Below are 19,062 nucleotides of genomic sequence, written 5' to 3'. Positions count from 1 at the left end.
CAAGCGCTATTCGAGCCGGAGCCGCGGCACTTCCTCGATGAGCAAGTCGAGAAACGCCCGGGTTTTCGCCGGGGGCCGTCGCATATTAGGCCACACGGCGTGCAGGGGAGCCGGGGCGGTCTCGTACTCGGCCAGGATCACTTTGAGCCGCCCGGCCTCGACCAGATCGCGGATCTGGAAGAGCGGCGCATAGCTGATGCCCGCCCCGGCCAGCACCGCCGCATAAAGAGCCGTCGAGTTGTTGCTCCTCAGCCGCCCGGCTACCTTGATCTCCCTGGACTTGCCCTCGGCCCGATAGGACCAGCTGGCCGTCCTGCCGTCGACAACCCGCGTCACGCAGGCATGGTCGGCGAGCTCCTTCGGATGGCTCGGCGTTCCGTGCGCGGCGAGGTATTGCGGGGAGCTGAAGAAAACCCTGCGCAGGGCGCCCAGTCGTATCGCTTTGAGGTCGGAATCCGGCAACTCGCCGGCGCGGATGGCGAGATCGATTTCACCTTCGGTGAAGTTCTCGATCCGATCCGATAGCTGGAGTTCGGCATCAACGTCCGGAAACAAATCTATGAATTTGCTCAGGATCGGCATCACGAATGCCGGCCCGAACAGGGTCGGCGCACTGACCCTCAGGCATCCGGTCGGCGACGAGCGCAGGCTTGCTGCGGCGTCCCGCGCGTCGAGAAGCTCTGCGACAGCCGGCCGGACCCGTTCGAAGAAGGCCTGACCCGCGTCGGTGGTCCTGGACCTGCGCGTCGTGCGCTGAAGGAGTTCCAAGCCAAGGCTCTGCTCAAGCGCCATCAGCGAGCGGCTTATTGACTGAAGGGAACGCCCCAGCTTGCGGGCCGCGCCCGTGAGGCTGCCTTGCTCGACCGTTTCGATGAATGCCTCGAGATCGTGGATGCGATCCATTAATTCTCTCGAATTCCGTGAGAATCTGTTTCAGATGATGGATATTATCACAACCCCGGGGACGATCTAGATGATAAGCGCGGCGGCGAGGTTCGCGCCGCTCAACCTTCCGATCAAATCGTTGGAACCGTCACATCATGCTCCCGAGACTCCCGCACAGGCATTTCGGCCTCGCTCTGTCCTTTGTCCTCTCCATCATCATGTCGGGCATCATTTCCGCGGTGATGACCCTGGTCCACAAAGGTTTGAGCGCGGACTTCGTGGCGTCCTGGCCACCGTCCTGGGCGTTTTCCTGGGTCGTCGCGTTTCCGAGCCTGCAGATAGCGCTGCCGATCGCCAGACGACTTGCCGGCGCGCTGGTCGCACCGCCGCGGGTGGAAAACTCGCGCTGATATCGGGTACGCCGTCAGCTTGCGTCGAGTTCGCCACGCGCCTTGGCCGCGGCGACCTGGCGGATGGCATCGGCGATCGTCTCGACCTCCTGGGCGCCCATGACGGCATATTTGCTTTCCAGCAGGAAGCACGGCACACCGGTTATGCCCATGCGCGAGGCGGTTGCGATCTCGGCGCGCACGGCCTCGACATCGGCATCCGTCGGCAAGAGGGACTCGACGACGGATGCGTCCATGCCCGCTTCGCGCGCGGCGTTGATCAGCACGGCATGGTCGCCGACATTGGCGCCTTGCTCGAAATTGAGCTGGAACAGGCGGCGCACGAGGCGGTTCTGGATATCGGGACCGGCAGGTCCGGACCAGCGTATGACGCGATGCGCGTCCAGCGTATTGGGCGCGACCTTGATGGCGTCGAATGCGAAATCGATCCCCTCGACGGCTCCGAGCCCCTCGATCCTTTCATGGATCTGCCGGATGCGCTCCTCGCTGCCGAACTTGTCGATCATGTATTGTCGGCGGTCCTTGCCCTCGGGCGGGATCGTCGGATCGAGCTGGTAGGGCCGCCAGCGTATGTCGACATCGATGTCGGACAGGGCGGCAGCCGCCTTGTCGAGGCGCTTCTGTCCAATGAAGCACCAGGGGCAGACGACGTCGGACACGACGTCGACCGTTATGGATTGCTTGGCGCTCATCGGCTGCTCCATACGAAAGGATGACTACTTTTCCTCGCGCCACCAGGTCGGCAGCTGATAGCCATATATAGGCGTCTTTTCCGGATGTTTGATACGGCTCCACCGCGCCACCCATTGTTCGGGCAGGAAATAGAGCGGGACCACATAGGACCCGCTCATCAGGACGCGGTCATAGGCGCGCACGGCCTGGATGAAGGAATCGCGGTCGCGTGCCTTCAGCAGCGTATCGATCAGCGCATCGGCAGCCGGATTGGCGGCCCCGGCGAAATTCCACGTGCCTTGCTGGTCGCGTGCGGCCGATCCCCAGCGTGCCACCTGCTCGACGCCGGGCGACAGCGACGAGGGATAGGCGAAAGCGATGACGTCGAAATCGAACTGATTGAGGCGCTGCTGATACTGCGCGGCGTCGACCGAGCGGATGGTGACGTCGATGCCGAGCCTGGCAAGCGTCTGCTGCCAGGCCATGGCGAGTTGCTGGCTGTCCTGGCCCTTCAGCATGACCTCGAAGGCGAGCGGCGCGCCGTTCTTGTCGACCATGCGGCCGTCCTCGATGGTGTAGCCGGCGGCCTTGAGCTTGTCGAAGCCGACCCTCAGGAAGTCGCGGTCACGCCCACTGCCGTCCGAAGCCGGCGGTCGCCAGCCGTTTGCCATGACCTCGGGAGTCACCGCATCAGGGAAGGGGGCCAGCAGGGCCTTTTCCGCCTCGCTCGCCGGGCGCTCGAAGGATGAAAGCTCGGAATTGTCATAGAAGCTCTTGGTGCGTGTATAGGCGCTGGACAGAAGGCTACGGTTCGCCCATTCGAAGTCGAACAGCGATACCAGCGCCTCGCGCAAGGCGCGATCTTGGAACTGCGGACGCCGGCTGTTCATGACGAAACCGAACATTCCCGAGGCGAGCTGCGTCTTGAACGTCTCCTGCACCACATCGCCGCGCTTCACGGCAGCGAAGTCGTAGTCGTGCTTCCAGCGCCCGCTGCTTCCGTCGATGAAGACATCGACGAGGCCCTTCTTGAAGGCCTCGAACATCGCGTTCTCGTCGCGGAAATAGGTCAGCCGGATCTCGTCGTAATTGTCGAAGCCGACTTTTGAAGGGATGTCCTTCGCCCAATAGTCCGGGTTGCGCCGCAGCGTGATGCTGTCTCCCGGGCGCACCGATTCCAGCCGGTAGGGGCCGCTGCCGATCATCGGCTTCAGCGTCGACTTGTCGAAACGCTCCGCATCGGTGGCCTGCTTCGGCAGGATCGGCATCAACCCCAAGATCAGGGGCAGTTCGCGGTCGGGCTGCCTGAAGGTGATGCGCAAGCCGCGTTCTCCGACCTTCTCCATCTTGCCGATCTTCTTGGCGGTCACGGCGTAGCGCGGATGACCCTTGTCGCGCAGGAGTTCGATGGTGAAGATCACGTCCTCCGGGGTGACCGGCTGTCCGTCGGAAAATCGCGCCCGCTCGTCGAGCGTGAACTCGACGAAGGTTCTGTCGTCGTCGGTCTCGACGGTCTTGGCCAGTAGCGGATAGAGGGTGAACGGCTCGTCGCTGGAGCGCTGCATCAGGCTGTCGAAGACGTTGTAGCCGAACACGAGGTCGAGCGTGCCGCGGGCCGCACTGCCCTGGACGATGAAGGGGTTGATGCTGTCGAAGGTGCCCGACCAGGCATAGTCGATCCTTCCGCCCTTGGGAGCATCCGGATTGACGTAGGGGAAATGCTTGAAGTCGGCGGGCAGCGCCGGCTCGCCATGCATGGCGATCGCATGCTTCGGTTCGGCGACCGCCGGTCCGAAGGCCCCGGCCAGGCAAAGGAGTCCGGCTAGAACAGCCGAAAGCGATCGCCGCATCGTGGTGGCTCCTGGTTTCCGTCTCGCGCGCGTGATTCGCTGCCACCCTATCACGCCCGCCGCAAACATCGGAAAGGATGCGGGATTTGCGGCAATCCGGGCTGGATTTGACAGACGACGCGGTGTAACACGCCCCCGACAGTCATTCTGTTGCCTCATTTGGGCAACACCAAGCGGCCAACCGACTCGGGCGCCGGGTCTGGCGACATATGAGAGGATTCGATCAATATGACGAGCGTGACGATAAACGCTTCCCGTCTTTCCGTCATGGCTGCCGCTGCGGCCGGCGTTCTGGCCGCTGGCCTTGTTCCGGCCGCGGCGCAGCAGCCGCAGATCCCTCAGGGCTGGTTCAAGGCCTGTTCCAAGCAGGAAGACGTCGATATCTGCAACGTGCAGAACATCGTCGTCGCCGACACGGGTCAGATGATCACCGGCATCAGCCTGATCGAGCTCAAGGGCAAGGTGAACCGCAAGGTCTTCCAGGTCTCCGTGCCGAGCGGACGCATGGTGCCCCCGGGCATCGGCCTGCAGATCGACGGCGGCAAGACGCAGAAGCTCGACTATGTGATCTGCTTTCCCGACCGTTGCGTGGCCGAGACGCAGCTTTCCGACCAGCTCGTCAACTCCTTCAAGAAGGGCTCCGAGCTGACCCTCACCTCGGTCAACTTCCAGAATCAGCCTAACCCGATCAAGGTCAGCCTTCAGGGCTTCACCGGCGTCTACGACGGCCCGCCCATGCAGCAGTCCGACATCGAGGACCGCCAGAAGAAGCTGCAGGAGTTCGTGACCAAGAACAACGAGGACTTCGCTAAGAAGCTCAAGGAAGAGCAGGACAAGGCGAAAGCGGGGAACTAAGGAGCGAATAGCGAATAGTCGGTAGCGAATAGGGAGCGGCAAATTCCCCCTATTCGCTACATGCTATTCGCTACTCGCTCTCTTCAATGATGCGCCCGGCCCTTGGGCTCGTAGCCGCCATCGGGCAGGGCGTCGAACATTTCCTTCAACTGCGGATGACGTACCGGCTCGCCGGAGTCGTCCTCGAGCAGGTTCTGCTCCGATACATAAGCGATGTATTCGGTCTCGGCGTTCTCCGCCAGCAGGTGATAGAAGGGCTGGTCCTTGCGCGGGCGGACCTGCGCGGGAATGGCCTCATACCATTCCTCGGTATTGGCGAATTCCGGGTCCACGTCGAAGATCACGCCGCGGAAGGGAAACAGCCTGTGACGCACCACCTGGCCGATCCGGAACTTCGCTGTCTTAACGCCTGTCATCATACTCTACCTCGCCCCCTATTTGGCGCAGTGCAGCGCACAATTCAATCCCGTGCGCCTTTGACGCACCGCCCAAAGGCAGCCCAGGCGGTCGCAGATGTCTGACGTAATCGGCCTCGTACTGCCCTTCTTCGGCCTGATCTTCATGGGCTACCTGGTGGCGCGCATCACCCGGCAGCCGCTGGAAGCGCTCGGCTGGATGAATACCTTCATCATCTATGTCGCGCTTCCGGCTCTGTTCTTCCAACTCCTGGCCAAGACGCCCTTCGAACGTCTGACCGAATGGGGCTTCATTTTCGGAGCCGTCCTGTCGACCTACGTGATCTTCTTGATCATGTTCGTGGCGTCCTACCTCATCTCCCGCGGCGAGATCGCGGAATCGACCGTCAAGGGCCTCGCCGCCGCCTATGGCAACATCGGCTATATGGGACCGGGGCTGGCGCTGCTTGCTTTCGGCGAGGAGGCGGCGGTGCCCGTCGCCCTGATCTTCTGCTTCGAGAACATCATCCATTTCGCGGTCGCGCCGATGATGATGGCGCTGTCGGGCGCCGACCGTGCGGCAAGCCCCGGCGCGTTGGCGCTCGGCGTCGTCAGGAAGATCGTGTTCCATCCCTTCATCATCGCCACGGCGGTCGGCGTCGCGGGCGCCTATTTCGAGTTCCGTCCACCGGTGCCGATCGAACGCTTCCTCGAATATCTGTCGCGCGCGGCAGCACCTTGTGCGCTGTTCGCCATGGGCGTCACTCTCGCGCTGCGACCGTTGAAGCGTGTGCCGGTGGAACTCGCGCCGATCGCTGCACTGAAGCTCGTCGTGCATCCGCTGCTCTGCTACCTGGTGCTGAGCTGGGTCGGCGACTACCCGCCGACCTGGTTGTTCTCGGCGGTGCTTCTTGCTGCACTGCCTACGGCGACCAACGTGTTCGTCATAGCCCAGCAATACGGCGTATGGGTACAGCGCGCTTCGGCAAGCGTGTTGCTCACCACAGTCATCTCGGTCGGAACGGTGACAGCGCTGCTCTATGCCATCAAGAGCGGCGTCCTACCGCCGGATCTGTTCCCTTAGGCCGGCCAGGGCTGACGCCAGGCCGCTGCCCGGCTGCATGCCCTCGCGCATGAAGAATGCCCGAACGGGCGCGAAGCCGCGCAGGAAACCAAGGCCGGCGCTTCGTGCCATCTGCGCCGGGAGCATGTTCGACAGGAGCGACATGTTGAGTAGATTGACAGCGCCGGTGCGCGCCAGGATGTCGGGCCGGCGCTTGCGGTCATAAGCCGCCAGCGTCGCCCCGCTGCCGGGGTCGGCTCGGTTCGCAGCAGCCGTTTCGACCAGGTCGATGACATCCCTGACGCCGAGGTTCAGACCTTGTGCGCCGATGGGAGGAAACACATGTGCCGCCTCTCCGATCAGGGCCACACGGTTCTGCGCGAAGCGTGCGGGCAATGTCGCGGACAGCGGATAGATCTGGCGGCCGGGTTCGACAGTCACCCGGCCGAGCATCGACTGCATCTTCTCCTCGACCCTCATCGACAGCGTCGCATCGTCGAGCGCGGCGAGCTCGTCCGCCGTTTCAGGCCTTACGACCCATACGAGACTGGACCGGTCGCCCGGTAGAGGCACCTGGGTGAACGGACCGGTCTCGGTGTGGAACTCGGTTGAGGTGAAGCCGTGGCCACGGCTGTGGCCGAAATTGAGAACGAGTGCCGCCTGCGGATAGTCGTGCATCGTCGTACGGATCCCCGCGGTCTCGCGGGCCGGCGAGGCGCGCCCGTCAGCGGCCACTGCCAGCGCGGCCGAAAGCCTGGTCCCATCAGCCAGTTCGGCCGCAGCCTCGGATCCGGCAAGATTCCAGCGCGAGACCAGCGACTTCTTCCAGTCGATCAGCGGTTCCGCCCGTACCGCTTGCTCGAGCGCGGCATTCAGGATGCGGTTCGGTATATTGAGGCCGAAATGGCGTTCTCCGATCTCGGCCGCGCGAAAGGTGACCACCGGGCTGCGGATCAGCCGGCTGGTTCCATCGACGATGCGCATGACGCTGAGCGGCGCCGCATCCGATTCTATCGTGGCCAGGACGTGGAGCGAGTTCAGGTATTTCAACGCCGGCGTCATGAGCGCTGTCGTGCGGCGGTCGTCGCTGCGCACTTCGGGACCGGCCAGGGTCACCGCGAAGCCGCTCCTCGCCAGGCCGAGCGCTGCGATCAGCCCGACAGGCCCGGTGCCCGCGATGAGAATCCCGTTTTCGACCTGTCTGTCCAAGATGCCGTTTCCGATCAAAAAGCGCCGGCGCCACCGATGCCGGATCCAGGCCGCCGGCTGACCTCGATCGGGCGAATGACGTTCATGCCGGTCAATTGCTGATACCAGGCACTTCAAATCCGTCACCGCCCCGGTATATGGCAATGCGGCAACCGCGATCAACGTGGCGTATCGACTGTGGCGGGCAAGGACGATGACTTCGGCAATCTCGATGTCGCCGGGCGGACGCTGGCGGCCGTTGCCGTGCGGCCGCGCCGGACGGTCTATTCCCTGTTGGGCGCGGCAGTGTGTCTCTCATGGATCCTGCTGGCCCTCATGGCCGCGAGAAGCGTGATGCTGACGCCTGGACCTGCCGCTCCGGGCGCGGGTCTCGCCGAATCGCTTTCCTCGCTGCCGTGGCCGGCGTTCCTCGACGCCTTCTTCCGGCTTTGCGTGACATCCGCGCCATTGGACGCGGCATATGGCGGCCAGTTCGCAGCGCTCACGGCAATGTGGCTCTTGATGGCGCTTGCCATGATGCTTCCGTCGGCCGTGCCGATGATCCGCACTTATTGCGAGATCGCCGATACGGCCGCCGCCAAGGGCGGGGGCGCGGTGCATCCGATGGTTCTGGTCGGCGGGTATCTCACGGTGTGGCTGGCGGCTTCCTTTGTTTTCGCCGGGCTTACGATCGCCGTGAACGCCGGCCCGGTCGGCAGCGTCGCGGAGCCGCTTCGCGGAGGCGCGGCGGCAGCAGCCCTCATTTTTGCCGGGCTCTACCAGTTCAGCGGTTTCAAGGATGCCTGCCTCAGGAAATGCCGCAATCCTTTCAACATCCTTTTCTCGCGCTGGAGCCGGCGGCCATCCCGCATCTTCACGCTCGGCATGGAGCAGGGGCTGTGGTGCCTCGGCTGCTGCTGGGCGCTCATGCTGGTGATGTTCGCCGTCGGCATCATGAACCTTTTCTGGATGGCTCTCATCGCACTGTTCACCATCGTGGAAAAACAGGTTCCGGGCCGGCTTCCGACCATGGCGGCCGGTGCGATACTCCTTGTGTGGGGTGCTGCCCTGCTATTAATTGCCGTGTAACGGAGACGCTATCGATGGCCGACCAAAGCTGGGCGATGAAGGGAGAGCTGGTGCTGTCCTGCAACTGCACCGTCTTCTGCCCCTGTGTGCTGTCGCTCGGCAACCATCCGCCCACCGAGGGTTATTGCCAGACCTGGGCAGGCTTCCGCATCGACGCCGGTCATTTCGGCGATGTCGACCTCTCCGGGCTCAATCTCGGCCTGGTCATGGAAATCCCCGGCTATATGAGCCGCGGCAACTGGACGGCCGGCCTGTTCGTGGACGAGCGCGCCTCTATCTACGCGACCAAGGCGATCGGCAAGATCTTCTCGGGCAAGGCTGGCGGCACGACGTCGCTGCTGTCGATCCTGGTCGGCAAGTTCCTCGGCATCGAGCAGGTCCCGATCACCTACGAGGTCCGCGACAAGACACGCATCTTCCAGATTCCGAAGATCATCGACGGCGCGGTAACGCCGATCTCGGGCAAGGACCGCGACAAGGACACCGTGATCACCAACTCCGAATACTGGATCGCGCCGGAGGTCATCGTCGCCCGCTCCGACAAGAGCCGGATGCGCGCCTTCGGGCGCAACTGGAACTTCGCCGGCCGTTCGGCCGAGATCTGCAAGCTGGACTGGCGCGGCCCGTGAACCTGAGGAAACAAAAAGTAACCTGGCCGCAGGCCCGAGCCTTTTCGGTTCACCTGCTGACGGCTTCCGGCTCGTTTCTTGCTTTCCTGTCTGTCGTGGCCGCCAGCGAGCAGCGCTGGACGGCGATGTTCTGGTGGCTGGGGCTCGCCTTGCTCGTCGACGGCATCGACGGGCCGATCGCGCGCAAGCTTCAGGTCAAGGAAATCCTGCCGACCTGGTCAGGCGAGTTGCTCGACAACATCATCGACTACATGACCTATGTCCTCATCCCGGCCTTCGCGCTCTATCAGCGCGGCTTCATGGGCGAGGGCCTGTCGTTCCTGTCGGCGGCGATCATCGTCGTGTCGAGCGCCATCTACTATGCCGACACCGGAATGAAGACCAAGGAGAATTTCTTCAAGGGTTTCCCCGTTGTCTGGAACATGATCGTGTTCACTCTGTTCGTCATCGAACCGGGCGAGCAGGTGTCCTTCGCGGTCGTCGTCATCGCCGGCATATTGACCTTCGTGCCCATGAACTTCCTGCATCCGGTCCGTGTCGTCCGGCTGCGCGTCATCAACCTGCCGATGACGCTGCTGTGGTGTCTCTTCGGCGGCATCGCGCTGATCCAGGACATGCATGCGGCGCAGTTCGTCAAGATCGGCATCGCCATCACAGGCATCTATCTGTTCGTCATCGGCGGCGTGATGCAGGCATTCCCCAATCTCGGTCTGAAGAAGAGCTGAACATGTCCAAAGCTGTCAGGATCCACGCCCACGGCGGTCCGGAGGTGCTGTCTTATGACGACGTCGACGCGGACAAACCGGGTGCCGGCCAGGTGCTGATCCGCCACCGGGCGATCGGCCTCAACTTCCTCGACACCTACTTCCGCAGCGGCCTCTATCCGGCGCCGAACGGCCTGCCGCTCGTGCCGGGCGGCGAAGCGGCGGGCACCGTGCTGGAAACGGGCAAGGGCGTCGACTGGCTGAAGCCCGGCGACCGCGTCGCTTACACGATACCGACCGGCGCCTACTGCGAAGAGCGCGTCGTCCCGGCCGAGCGCCTCGTCATGATCCCCGACGGTGTCTCGGACGAGCAGGCTGCCGCGCTGATGCTGAAGGGCCTGACGGCGGAATATCTTTTGCGCCGCACCTTCAAGGTGAAGCCGGGCGACACCGTTCTTTTCCATGCCGCGGCCGGCGGCGTCGGCCTGATCGCCGGCCAGTGGGCAAAGCACATCGGCGCCACCGTCATCGGCACCGCCGGTTCCGCCGAAAAGGTGGCATTGGCCGGGCAGCTTGGCTACGACCATGTGATCAACTACCGTGACACAGACTTCGTCGCCGCGGTGAACGAGATCACGGCGGGAGCAAAGTGCGATGTGGTCTATGATTCCGTGGGCAAGGACACCTTCCCGGGATCGCTCGACTGCCTGAAGCCGCTCGGCATTTTCGTCAGCTTCGGCCAGTCGTCCGGTCCGATCCCGCCATTCAACATGGCGCTCCTGTCGCAGAAAGGATCGCTCTACGCCACGCGGCCGACCCTCTTCACCTACATCGCGAAACGAACCGATCTCGAAGCTGGAGCCAAGGCTCTCTTCGACCTCGTTGCAGCCGGGGTCATCGATGTCAGGATCAATCAGCGGTATGCGCTGAAGGATGCGGCGAAGGCGCACACAGACCTGGAGGCCCGGAAGACGTCCGGAGCGACAATCCTCATTCCGTGACGGGAATTCGAACGGATCCCGACCCGCACGGTGGCAGGTACGGCACCGCTGCTTTCGATGAAAAGCGCCCCGGCCACCTGCTGATTTTCTTGAAGCTCTTTCAAGATGCGTGCCGCTTTGCGTTGTCGGCCAGTCGCGCCTACCATGGTTTCGGGAACATAGAACACGTCTGCCGAATGCAGACCGGGAGGCACTGTGAGTGCTAACGACGCTACCGAGAACCTGCTCGAGGTCCGGGGCCTGACGAAGATATTCGGCACGCTCAAGGCCTGCGACAATATCGACCTCACAATCGGCAAGGGCGAAATACACGCTCTTCTGGGCGAGAACGGCGCCGGCAAGTCGACGCTGGTAAAAATGCTGTTCGGCTCCCTCGAGCCCCATTCCGGCGAGATCCGCTGGAAAGGCGAGCCGGTCCGAATTTCCAATCCCCATGCTGCGCGCAAGCTCGGCATCGGCATGGTCTTTCAGCATTTTTCGTTGTTTGAGGCTCTGACCGCGGCGGAGAACATCGCCCTGTCGCTCGATGACGACACGCCGATCAGCACGATCGCTGCCAAGGCGAAGGCGCTATCTTACAGCTACGGCCTGCCGCTCGACCCCTATTCGCTGGTCGGCGACCTGTCGGTCGGCGAGCGGCAACGCATCGAGATCATCCGCTGCCTGCTGCAGACGCCGGAACTGATCATCCTGGATGAACCGACCTCCGTGCTTACGCCGCAGGAAGCGGACAAGCTGTTCGAGACGCTGGAACGATTGCGGGCCGAAGGCAAGTCGATCCTCTATATTTCGCATCGCCTCGAAGAGGTGAAGCGCATGTGCGATCGTGCCACCGTGCTGCGCCACGGGAAGGTGGTCGGCCACTGCGACCCGCGCAAGGAGACCGCCGCCTCGCTCGCCCGGCTGATGGTCGGTAGCGAAGTGCAGGCGGTCGTTCGTGCGCCTGCTCCGGACACCGGGCGCACCGAAGCCCTGCTCGAGATCCGCAAGCTCAACCGCGCCCCGGCGACACCATTCTCGATTCCGCTGCGCGACATCAATCTCGATGTGCGCGCCGGCGAGGTGATCGGAATTGCCGGCGTCGCCGGGAACGGCCAGGGCGAATTCTTCGAGGCCGTGTCCGGCGAGGTGCTGCAGAAGGAGCCGGGCACGATCCGCATCCGCAACAAGGACGCGGGCCGTCTGCCGATCTCCGGCCGCAGGATCCTCGGCGCCGCCTTCGTGCCCGAGGAGCGACTGGGCCATGGCGCGGCGCCGCGCACGAAGCTCTCGGAGAACCTGCTCCTGTCGCGCCACGCCACCGACGCAAGGAGCTATCTTGGTGCTGCCGGCATCATCAAGACGAGCGCGATCGCTGCCGCCGCGCAACGCATCATTCAGGTGATGGACGTGCGCAAGAGCGCCGTGGACCCTGAGGCGGCCTCCCTGTCGGGCGGCAACCTGCAGAAGTTCATCGTCGGCCGCGAACTCGACAGGCAGCCGGCAGTGATGGTCGTCAACCAGCCGACCTGGGGCGTCGACGCGGGCGCTGCGGCGCGAATCCGCCAGGCGCTGATCGAGCTTGCACGCAACGGCTCCGCAGTGCTGGTGATCAGCCAGGACCTCGACGAGTTGTTCGAGATCTCCGACGCGATCGCCGTAATGCACAATGGCGAACTGTCCGCCCCCATTCCTCGCGCCGAGGCGACCTTCGAGAAGATCGGCCTGCTGATGGGCGGTGCCGAGCCCGGCCATATCGAACACACTCCGGAGACGGCCTGATGCGCATCGAACTCGTCAAGAGGCCTCAGCAATCGGCGCTGTTCAGCGCGCTGTCGCCCTTCATCGCTCTCGCGCTGACGCTCGTCGCCGGCGCCATCATGTTTTCGGCCCTCGGCAAGAACCCCGCCGACGCGCTCTTCTATTACTTCATCGATCCGCTTCGCGAGGTCTGGTCGCTGCACGAACTGGCGGTGAAGGCCGCACCGTTGATCCTGATCGGGGTCGGACTGTCGATCTGCTATCTTTCCAACAACTGGAATATCGGCGCCGAGGGCCAACTCATCATCGGCGCCATAGCGGGCTCCATCCTGCCGGTCGTCTTTCCGGCCTTCCAGTCGTGGATCGTGCTGCCCCTGATGCTGATCCTGGGCATGGCCGGCGGCGCCGCCTACGCCGCGATTCCCGCCTGGCTCAAGACACGCTTCAACACCAACGAGATCCTGACCAGCCTGATGCTCGTCTATGTGGCGCAGTTGTTCCTCGACTGGATGGTGCGTGGCCCTTGGCGGAATCCGGAGGGCATGAACTTCCCGGAGACGCGCAATTTCCACGGCTATGCCATCTTGCCGGAGATCTGGCCGAATTCGGGTCGAGCTCATTGGGGGTTCGTCTTTGCCCTGATCGCCGCTGTCGCCCTCTGGTTCATGTTGTCCAAGACGCTGCGCGGCTTCGAGGTCAAGGTCCTCGGCCAGAGCCCGAGGGCAGGGCGCTTCGCCGGCTTCTCCTCGGCGCGCATGGTTTTCTTCGCTTTCCTGGTGTCGGGCGCTCTGGCGGGCCTCGCCGGGATATCAGAAGTGTCCGGCGCGATCGGTCAGCTTCGGCCTGTCATTTCGCCCGGCTACGGCTTTGCCGCGATCATCGTCGCCTTCCTTGGCCGCCTCAATCCGCTCGGCATCGTCGCCGCGGGTCTGGTCCTGGCGCTTTCCTATCTCGGCGGCGAGGCAGCGCAGATCTCGATCGGCGTCTCGGACAAGGTGGTACGCGCGTTCCAGGGCATGCTGCTCTTCTTCGTGCTCGCCTGCGACACGCTCATCCACTACCGCATCCGCTTCGTCGGCGTGACCGCGAAGACTGGGGAGGCAACGCAAAATGCTTGAAGACATCCTGATCACGATCGCGACGGCCGCGACGCCGCTGCTGATCGCCGCAATGGGGGAACTGGTCGTCGAACGCTCGGGCGTGCTCAACCTCGGCGTTGAAGGCATGATGATCATGGGCGCGGTTACCGGCTTCGGTGTCGCCTATGCGACCGGGTCGCCTTGGCTCGGGGTCGGATCGGCCATCGTGGTCGGTGCAGCGTTTTCCCTGCTCTTCGGCTTCCTCACCCTGACGCTGGTGACGAACCAGGTCGCGACCGGCCTTGCCCTGACGCTGCTCGGCCTCGGTCTTTCGGGCATGCTCGGCGAAGCCTTCGTCGGATTGCCGGGCATCAAGCTGACCAGCATCCATATCCCCTATCTCTCCGACCTGCCGTTGGTCGGTCAGCTGGCGTTCGGGCAAGATCCCGTCTTCTATATTTCGATCATTCTGACCGCCGCGGTCGCCTGGTTCCTGTTCCGGTCGCGGGTCGGCTTGACCTTGCGCTCTGTCGGCGACAATCATGCCTCGGCCCACGCGCTCGGGATCAGCGTTATCGGGATCCGCTATCTGGCGGTCATGTTCGGCGGCGCCTGCGCGGGGCTTGCCGGCGCCTATCTGTCGCTCGTCTACACGCCGCAGTGGATTGAGAACATGACCGCGGGACGTGGCTGGATCGCGCTGGCGCTTGTCGTCTTCGCCTCTTGGCGCCCCTGGCGGGTACTGGCCGGAGCCTACCTGTTCGGCGCGGTCTCGATTGGCCAGCTTCACGCGCAGGCGCTGGGGATAGGTGTTCCCTCGCAGCTGCTTTCTTCGCTTCCCTATCTGGCGACCATCGTCGTGCTTGTTCTAATCTCGCGCAACAGACGATCGACCATGGTCAACACACCGGCTTCTCTGGGGCTGCCGTTTGTGCCAGATCGCTGACCGCAAGGGACGGGACAGCGCCCCAGGCAACAACCGAAAGAGGACGAACACCATGAAGAAAACCATTCTGGCATATGCCGCCGCGGCGGCGGTGCTGTCATTCGGCACGATGGCGGCAGAAGCCAAGACGAAGGCCTGTTTCATCTATGTCGGACCGATCGGCGATTTCGGCTGGTCATATCAGCATCATCAGGGCGCGCTCGAGATGCAGAAGAATCTCGGCGAGGACAATGTCGAACTGGCCTACCTGGAAAGTGTGCCCGAAGGTGCCGACGCCGAACGCGCGATCGAACGCTTTGCCCGTTCCGGCTGCAACATCATCTTCACGACGTCCTTCGGCTATATGGACCCGACCAACAAGGTCGCGGCAAAATTTCCCGATGTGAAATTCGAGCACGCGACCGGCTACAAACGCGAGCACCCGAACGTCTCGACCTACAATTCCAAGTTCCATGAAGGCCGCTACGTCCAGGGGGTGATCGCGGCGAAGATGTCGAAGGCGGGCGTCGCAGGTTACATCGCTTCCTTCCCGATCCCCGAAGTGGTGCTGGGCATCAATGCTTTCGTGCTCGGCGCGCAGTCGGTGAACCCGGACTTCAAGGTCAAGGTCGTGTGGGCCAACACCTGGTTCGATCCCGGCAAGGAAGCCGATGCGGCCAAGGCGCTGATCGACCAGGGTGTGGACATCGTCACCCAGCACACCGACTCCACCGCCCCGATGCAGGTGGCGACCGAGCGCGGCATCAAGGCCTTCGGCCAGGCCTCCGATATGATCAAATTCGGACCCGAGACGCAGTTGACCTCGATCGTCGACAATTGGGGGCCGTATTATACCGAACGGGTCAAGGCCGTGATGGACGGTAGCTGGAAACAGCAGGATGTCTGGGGTGGCATGAAGGAAGGCCATGTCGTCATGGCGGCTTACGCAAACATGCCTGATGACGTGAAGGCGCTGGCTGCATCCATCGAAGGCAAGATCAAGTCGGGCGAATTCGACCCCTATACCGGCCCGATCAGCAAGCAGGACGGCAGCGAATGGCTGAAGGCCGGCGAAAAAGCCGATGTCGGCACGCTGCTCGGACTGAATTTCTACGTGAAAGGCGTCGACGACAAGCTGCCTCAATAATCGGCGCAGCGGTTCTTGCACAAAGGGCGTCCGTGACCAGGCGCCCTTTGTCGCTATTCTCGGCGTGCTTCGCCGGGGCCTCGACCTCCTGCCAAACCTCCTGACAGGCGGCTGTCAGGATCCGCCTGATAAGGTCGCGGCAGCTTTCATGAAGGAGGTAGCCCGATGTTGAAGTTCTATCACACACCCTGGTCGCGCTCGGCGGGCATCCATTGGCTGCTGGAGGAGATCGGGCAACCCTATGAGATCGAACTCGTCGACATCAGGGCACCGGGCGGCGTTCCGGAAGCCTATCGGGATATCCAGCCAAACAAGAAGGTGCCGGCGATCGACCACAACGGAACCATCGTCACCGAAAGGGCGGCGATCGTTCTCTATCTGACCGAGGTTTTTCCGGAGGCCGGGCTCGCCCCGAAGCCCGGGGATGCAAACCGTGCTGATTTCCTGACCTGGCTCGTCTATTCCGATTCAGTATTCGACCCCGCCGCCGCCGCACGTGCCCAGGGCTGGGAATACCGCCCCAGCGCTTTCTCCTTCGGCAGCTTCGACGACATGGTGAGAAATCTTGAGAAGCGCCTGGCGAAGCACCCGTATATCGCAGGAAACAAATTTACAGCCGCCGACACGCAGTTCGGCAGCGGCATCCATTTCGTGATGAACATCCTGAAGGTGCTGCCCGAGCGTCCGGTCTTTCAGGACTATCTCGCCCGGGTGAGCGAACGCCCGGCCTTCGGGCGGTACATGGCAAAGGACGCCGAGCTCATCCACAAGGTGACCCCGATCGCATTCTAACCCGGGCAGGCCTCGCCGGATCGCCCCTCAGACGGCCGTCCCGTAGAGATCGTAGGCATCGGCGCGGTCGACCTTGACCGTGACGATGTCGCCGACCCTGAGCGGACGTCGTGACTGGATGTGGACGCAACCGTCGATCTCCGGCGCGTCATATTTGGTGCGGCCCTTGCCGGCGGTGCCATGCGCCTCGTCGACGAGGACGGGCAGGCGCTTCCCCACCTTCTTCTGCAACTGAGCAGCAGAGACCTTCTGTTGGCGTTGCATGAACCGGTGCCAGCGCGCCTCCTTGATCGCCTGCGGGACCTCGGCAAGTCCGAGATCGTTGGATCGCGCACCCTTGACCGGCTCGTATTTGAAGCAGCCTGCACGGTCGATCCTGGCCTCGTCGAGCCAGTCGAGCAGCATCTCGAAATCCTCGTCGGTCTCGCCGGGAAAGCCCACGATGAAGGTGGAGCGAACCGCAAGATCAGGGCAGATCTCGCGCCAGCGCCGGATCCGATCCAGCGTCTTTTCCTGATGAGCCGGACGGCGCATGTTCTTCAGCACCTGCGGGGAAGCATGCTGGAAGGGTATGTCCAGATAGGGAAGGATCTTGCCGTCCGCCATCAGCGGAATGACCTCGTCGACATGCGGATAGGGATAGACATAGTGCAAACGGACCCAGATCCCGAGTTCGCCCAGCTCACGGCTGAGATCGAGGAACTTGGCGTGCACCTCGCGATCCTTCCAGCGGCTCGCCTGGTATTTCAGGTCGATACCATAAGCGCTGGTGTCCTGGGAAATGAGCAGAATCTCCTTCACGCCGGCCGCGGCCAGCCTCTCCGCCTCGCGAAGAACGTCGGCCGCGGGCCGTGAAACGAGGTCGCCGCGCAGGGCAGGGATGATACAGAAGCTGCACCGATTGTTGCAGCCCTCGGAAATCTTCAGATAGGCGTAGTGCCGGGGCGTCAGCTTCACACCTTGCGGCGGCAGCAGATCGACGAAGGGATCATGCGCCGGCGGCGCCGCCTCGTGCACGGCCGCCATGACGCTCTCATAAGCCTGCGGCCCGGTGATGGCGAGCACGTTGGGATGCTTTTCGCGGATCACCTCCGGTTCGGCTCCGAGGCAGCCGGTGACAATGACCCTGCCGTTCTCCGACAGCGCCGCGCCGATGGCGTTGAGCGACTCGTCGCGCGCGGAGTCGAGGAATCCGCAGGTGTTGACCACCACGAGGTCCGCACCGTCGTGCTTGCGCGAGATCTCGTACCCCTCGGCGCGAAGGCGGGTGATGATCCGCTCGGAATCGACGAGCGCCTTCGGGCATCCGAGGCTGACGAAACTGACGCGAGGGGCTGCGGCGGACATTCTTCGGTTCCGGCTTTGTCGATGAAACGGCGGCGGCGTAACACAGTTCAAACCGGAATGGTATCGTCGCGAGCGCGCCAAATGACGCGAGCGCGTACCGATCCGGTCAGGAATGCGATCAGGGGCGCGGCGGCGAAGCTGTTCTCCCAACCGCAGCCGAAGGGGCCCCTTGCCGAAACAATGCGGCCCAATCGTGGCCGGCCATCGCTGCGTCCGCCGCTCTAGTGGCCGCCGCTTTTCGACCCTAGCCAGGGGCTCAGGAAGCCGAACTGATCGGGAAACTGCTCCACCGCACCGCCCGCCAGCATCCTCAGCGCGACATAAAGGACGATCAGCAGGCCGACATAGGCGATCCAGCGATATTTGTGGAGCAGCCGGGCCACGAAGGATGCGGCGAAGCCCATCAGCGCCACGGAGAGGGCGAGGCCGAAGATCAGCACGGTCGGATGTTCCAAAGCCGCACCCGCCACTGCCAGCACATTGTCCAGCGACATCGACACGTCGGCGATGACGATCTGCCACGCGGCCTGGGCGAAGGTCTTTGTCGGCGGCTTGCCGCCCGCGGCTCCGTCTGCGTTCAGATCCGCGGCGGAGAGGGCTTCGGTAGCATCGTGTTCGGCTTCGTAGGTGACACGCAGTTCGCGCCACATCTTCCAGCATACCCAGAGCAGCAGGAGACCGCCGGCGATAAGGAGCATCGGCCCGATCTTCAGCAGCCAGGTGGTGATCAATGCAAACCCGATGCGCAGCACGGTCGCGGCTCCGATGCCGATCAGGATGGCTTTCTTGCGTTGGCTGGACGGCAGCCCGGCCGCCGCCAGACCGATGACAATCGCATTGTCGCCGGCCAGCACAAGATCAATGGCAATGACCTGAAGGAGCGCCGACAGGCCAGCAGTGGTAAAGATTTCCATATACTGGCGACCTTCCCGTCCGCGCGCGGCGATGTGACAAGCCCGTTAACGTGCGAATTGGGCTCGCGTCAAGAATTGCCTGCACAGCGATCGATTTTCAGCACTTAGAAGCCCGGCGGCTCCGGGCCATTGCGAGAAAGAAGCCGCCTGCTCTAGCGCGACGGGGCGGCGCCTAAAGGCGGTTGACGAGCAAAGCTGGCGGTGCCCCGATCCCAAGGCCAGATTAACAGGCGACCCGAAACGTCTGCAGCCGCTGCAGGCACCGGGCTTTTTTGGCGGGGACCCAGTCAGTGCCCGCGGGGCGGGGATGGCACTGCGCCTGTTAGCCTTCGTGAGGCGGTTCACAGAATATGTCACAATTCGCACCGCGATACCGC

Annotated in this window: 19 protein-coding genes; 12 read left to right on the top strand and 7 right to left on the bottom strand. The window is 63.2% G+C overall.

Going from position 1 to position 19,062, the window contains the following annotated elements:
• Positions 1-6 precede the first annotated feature (6 nt).
• Positions 7-903, bottom strand: a complete 897-nt coding sequence (locus JN280_RS23850; RefSeq protein WP_202305910.1) for a LysR family transcriptional regulator — start codon at positions 901-903, stop codon at positions 7-9.
• Positions 904-1,040: 137 nt separating this feature from the next.
• On the opposite strand from JN280_RS23850, the gene JN280_RS23845 reads away from it, so the two are divergent.
• Positions 1,041-1,295, top strand: coding sequence for a DUF2798 domain-containing protein (locus JN280_RS23845; protein ID WP_202305909.1), 255 nt, complete (start codon positions 1,041-1,043; stop codon positions 1,293-1,295).
• A gap of 14 nt (positions 1,296-1,309) precedes the next feature.
• On the opposite strand, the gene JN280_RS23840 is transcribed toward JN280_RS23845, so the two are convergent.
• On the bottom strand, positions 1,310-1,987 hold the full coding sequence (locus JN280_RS23840) for a DsbA family oxidoreductase (RefSeq protein ID WP_202305908.1): 678 nt from the start codon (positions 1,985-1,987) through the stop codon (positions 1,310-1,312).
• Positions 1,988-2,011: 24 nt separating this feature from the next.
• Positions 2,012-3,817 carry an extracellular solute-binding protein gene (locus JN280_RS23835; protein ID WP_202305907.1) on the bottom strand — a complete coding sequence of 602 codons (1,806 nt, stop codon included), beginning with the start codon at positions 3,815-3,817 and terminating at the stop codon, positions 2,012-2,014.
• A 228-nt stretch (positions 3,818-4,045) separates the two neighbouring features.
• Between JN280_RS23835 and JN280_RS23830 the strand changes: the two genes are divergently transcribed.
• Positions 4,046-4,672 (top strand): invasion associated locus B family protein, encoded by a 627-nt coding sequence (locus JN280_RS23830; protein WP_202305906.1) that lies wholly within the window; start codon positions 4,046-4,048, stop codon positions 4,670-4,672.
• Positions 4,673-4,755: 83 nt separating this feature from the next.
• On the opposite strand, the gene hspQ is transcribed toward JN280_RS23830, so the two are convergent.
• A complete protein-coding gene (hspQ, locus tag JN280_RS23825; protein ID WP_202305905.1) occupies positions 4,756-5,091 on the bottom strand; it encodes a heat shock protein HspQ in 336 nt (111 codons plus the stop codon).
• Positions 5,092-5,185: 94 nt separating this feature from the next.
• On the opposite strand from hspQ, the gene JN280_RS23820 reads away from it, so the two are divergent.
• The gene (locus JN280_RS23820) at positions 5,186-6,151 is read left to right on the top strand and encodes an AEC family transporter (RefSeq protein ID WP_202305901.1); all 966 of its coding nucleotides are present in this window, start codon (positions 5,186-5,188) and stop codon (positions 6,149-6,151) included.
• On the opposite strand, the gene JN280_RS23815 is transcribed toward JN280_RS23820, so the two are convergent.
• On the bottom strand, positions 6,128-7,339 hold the full coding sequence (locus JN280_RS23815; RefSeq protein WP_202305900.1) for a UbiH/UbiF family hydroxylase: 1,212 nt from the start codon (positions 7,337-7,339) through the stop codon (positions 6,128-6,130). The two genes, JN280_RS23820 and JN280_RS23815, sit on opposite strands and share 24 nt — an antisense overlap.
• Positions 7,340-7,516: 177 nt before the next feature.
• On the opposite strand from JN280_RS23815, the gene JN280_RS23810 reads away from it, so the two are divergent.
• From JN280_RS23810 to JN280_RS23770, 9 genes are all read left to right on the top strand, one after another.
• A complete protein-coding gene (locus tag JN280_RS23810; RefSeq protein ID WP_202305899.1) occupies positions 7,517-8,407 on the top strand; it encodes a DUF2182 domain-containing protein in 891 nt (296 codons plus the stop codon).
• Positions 8,408-8,421: 14 nt separating this feature from the next.
• Positions 8,422-9,036: a DUF1326 domain-containing protein gene (locus tag JN280_RS23805; protein ID WP_202305898.1), complete on the top strand. Its 615-nt coding sequence runs from the start codon at positions 8,422-8,424 to the stop codon at positions 9,034-9,036.
• A gap of 2 nt (positions 9,037-9,038) precedes the next feature.
• Positions 9,039-9,761: a phosphatidylcholine synthase gene (pcsA, locus tag JN280_RS23800; protein ID WP_202315009.1), complete on the top strand. Its 723-nt coding sequence runs from the start codon at positions 9,039-9,041 to the stop codon at positions 9,759-9,761.
• A gap of 2 nt (positions 9,762-9,763) precedes the next feature.
• Positions 9,764-10,741: a quinone oxidoreductase family protein gene (locus JN280_RS23795; protein WP_202305896.1), complete on the top strand. Its 978-nt coding sequence runs from the start codon at positions 9,764-9,766 to the stop codon at positions 10,739-10,741.
• A 195-nt stretch (positions 10,742-10,936) separates the two neighbouring features.
• A complete protein-coding gene (locus JN280_RS23790) occupies positions 10,937-12,502 on the top strand; it encodes an ABC transporter ATP-binding protein (RefSeq protein WP_202305894.1) in 1,566 nt (521 codons plus the stop codon).
• Complete coding sequence (locus tag JN280_RS23785) at positions 12,499-13,599, top strand: ABC transporter permease (RefSeq protein ID WP_202315008.1); 1,101 nt, start codon at positions 12,499-12,501, stop codon at positions 13,597-13,599. The genes JN280_RS23790 and JN280_RS23785 overlap by 4 nt, the downstream gene beginning before the upstream one ends.
• The gene (locus JN280_RS23780; protein WP_202305892.1) at positions 13,592-14,506 is read left to right on the top strand and encodes an ABC transporter permease; all 915 of its coding nucleotides are present in this window, start codon (positions 13,592-13,594) and stop codon (positions 14,504-14,506) included. Before JN280_RS23785 ends, JN280_RS23780 begins: the two co-directional genes overlap by 8 nt.
• A gap of 52 nt (positions 14,507-14,558) precedes the next feature.
• Positions 14,559-15,632: a BMP family ABC transporter substrate-binding protein gene (locus tag JN280_RS23775; RefSeq protein WP_202305890.1), complete on the top strand. Its 1,074-nt coding sequence runs from the start codon at positions 14,559-14,561 to the stop codon at positions 15,630-15,632.
• A gap of 165 nt (positions 15,633-15,797) precedes the next feature.
• The gene (locus JN280_RS23770; protein WP_202305888.1) at positions 15,798-16,424 is read left to right on the top strand and encodes a glutathione S-transferase family protein; all 627 of its coding nucleotides are present in this window, start codon (positions 15,798-15,800) and stop codon (positions 16,422-16,424) included.
• A 27-nt stretch (positions 16,425-16,451) separates the two neighbouring features.
• Here the strand turns inward: JN280_RS23770 and rimO are convergent, their stop codons facing one another.
• Together rimO and JN280_RS23760 are read right to left on the bottom strand one after the other, a co-directional pair.
• Entirely contained in the window at positions 16,452-17,771 is a 1,320-nt protein-coding gene (gene rimO, locus JN280_RS23765) for a 30S ribosomal protein S12 methylthiotransferase RimO (protein WP_202305886.1), read from the bottom strand.
• 221 nt (positions 17,772-17,992) lie between these two features.
• Positions 17,993-18,685, bottom strand: coding sequence for a TerC family protein (locus JN280_RS23760; RefSeq protein ID WP_202305884.1), 693 nt, complete (start codon positions 18,683-18,685; stop codon positions 17,993-17,995).
• Positions 18,686-19,062: the final 377 nt, after the last annotated feature.

Origin of the sequence: Mesorhizobium sp. L-8-10 (genome assembly GCF_016756635.1) — a bacterium.
GTDB lineage: Bacteria > Pseudomonadota > Alphaproteobacteria > Rhizobiales > Rhizobiaceae.
Note: the sequence above shows the minus strand (reverse complement) of the source record. Positions and strands in the feature narration are given on the sequence as shown.

What these genes read in the sequence shown, in the direction of transcription:
- JN280_RS23850 (WP_202305910.1), bottom strand. Translation starts at nt 903, where the DNA reads ATGGATCGCATCCACGATCTCGAGGCATTCATCGAAACGGTCGAGCAA.
- JN280_RS23845 (WP_202305909.1), top strand. Translation starts at nt 1,041, where the DNA reads ATGCTCCCGAGACTCCCGCACAGGCATTTCGGCCTCGCTCTGTCCTTT.
- JN280_RS23840 (WP_202305908.1), bottom strand. Translation starts at nt 1,987, where the DNA reads ATGAGCGCCAAGCAATCCATAACGGTCGACGTCGTGTCCGACGTCGTC.
- JN280_RS23835 (WP_202305907.1), bottom strand. Translation starts at nt 3,817, where the DNA reads ATGCGGCGATCGCTTTCGGCTGTTCTAGCCGGACTCCTTTGCCTGGCC.
- JN280_RS23830 (WP_202305906.1), top strand. Translation starts at nt 4,046, where the DNA reads ATGACGAGCGTGACGATAAACGCTTCCCGTCTTTCCGTCATGGCTGCC.
- hspQ (WP_202305905.1), bottom strand. Translation starts at nt 5,091, where the DNA reads ATGATGACAGGCGTTAAGACAGCGAAGTTCCGGATCGGCCAGGTGGTG.
- JN280_RS23820 (WP_202305901.1), top strand. Translation starts at nt 5,186, where the DNA reads ATGTCTGACGTAATCGGCCTCGTACTGCCCTTCTTCGGCCTGATCTTC.
- JN280_RS23805 (WP_202305898.1), top strand. Translation starts at nt 8,422, where the DNA reads ATGGCCGACCAAAGCTGGGCGATGAAGGGAGAGCTGGTGCTGTCCTGC.
- JN280_RS23795 (WP_202305896.1), top strand. Translation starts at nt 9,764, where the DNA reads ATGTCCAAAGCTGTCAGGATCCACGCCCACGGCGGTCCGGAGGTGCTG.
- JN280_RS23780 (WP_202305892.1), top strand. Translation starts at nt 13,592, where the DNA reads ATGCTTGAAGACATCCTGATCACGATCGCGACGGCCGCGACGCCGCTG.
- JN280_RS23775 (WP_202305890.1), top strand. Translation starts at nt 14,559, where the DNA reads ATGAAGAAAACCATTCTGGCATATGCCGCCGCGGCGGCGGTGCTGTCA.
- JN280_RS23770 (WP_202305888.1), top strand. Translation starts at nt 15,798, where the DNA reads ATGTTGAAGTTCTATCACACACCCTGGTCGCGCTCGGCGGGCATCCAT.
- rimO (WP_202305886.1), bottom strand. Translation starts at nt 17,771, where the DNA reads ATGTCCGCCGCAGCCCCTCGCGTCAGTTTCGTCAGCCTCGGATGCCCG.
- JN280_RS23760 (WP_202305884.1), bottom strand. Translation starts at nt 18,685, where the DNA reads ATGGAAATCTTTACCACTGCTGGCCTGTCGGCGCTCCTTCAGGTCATT.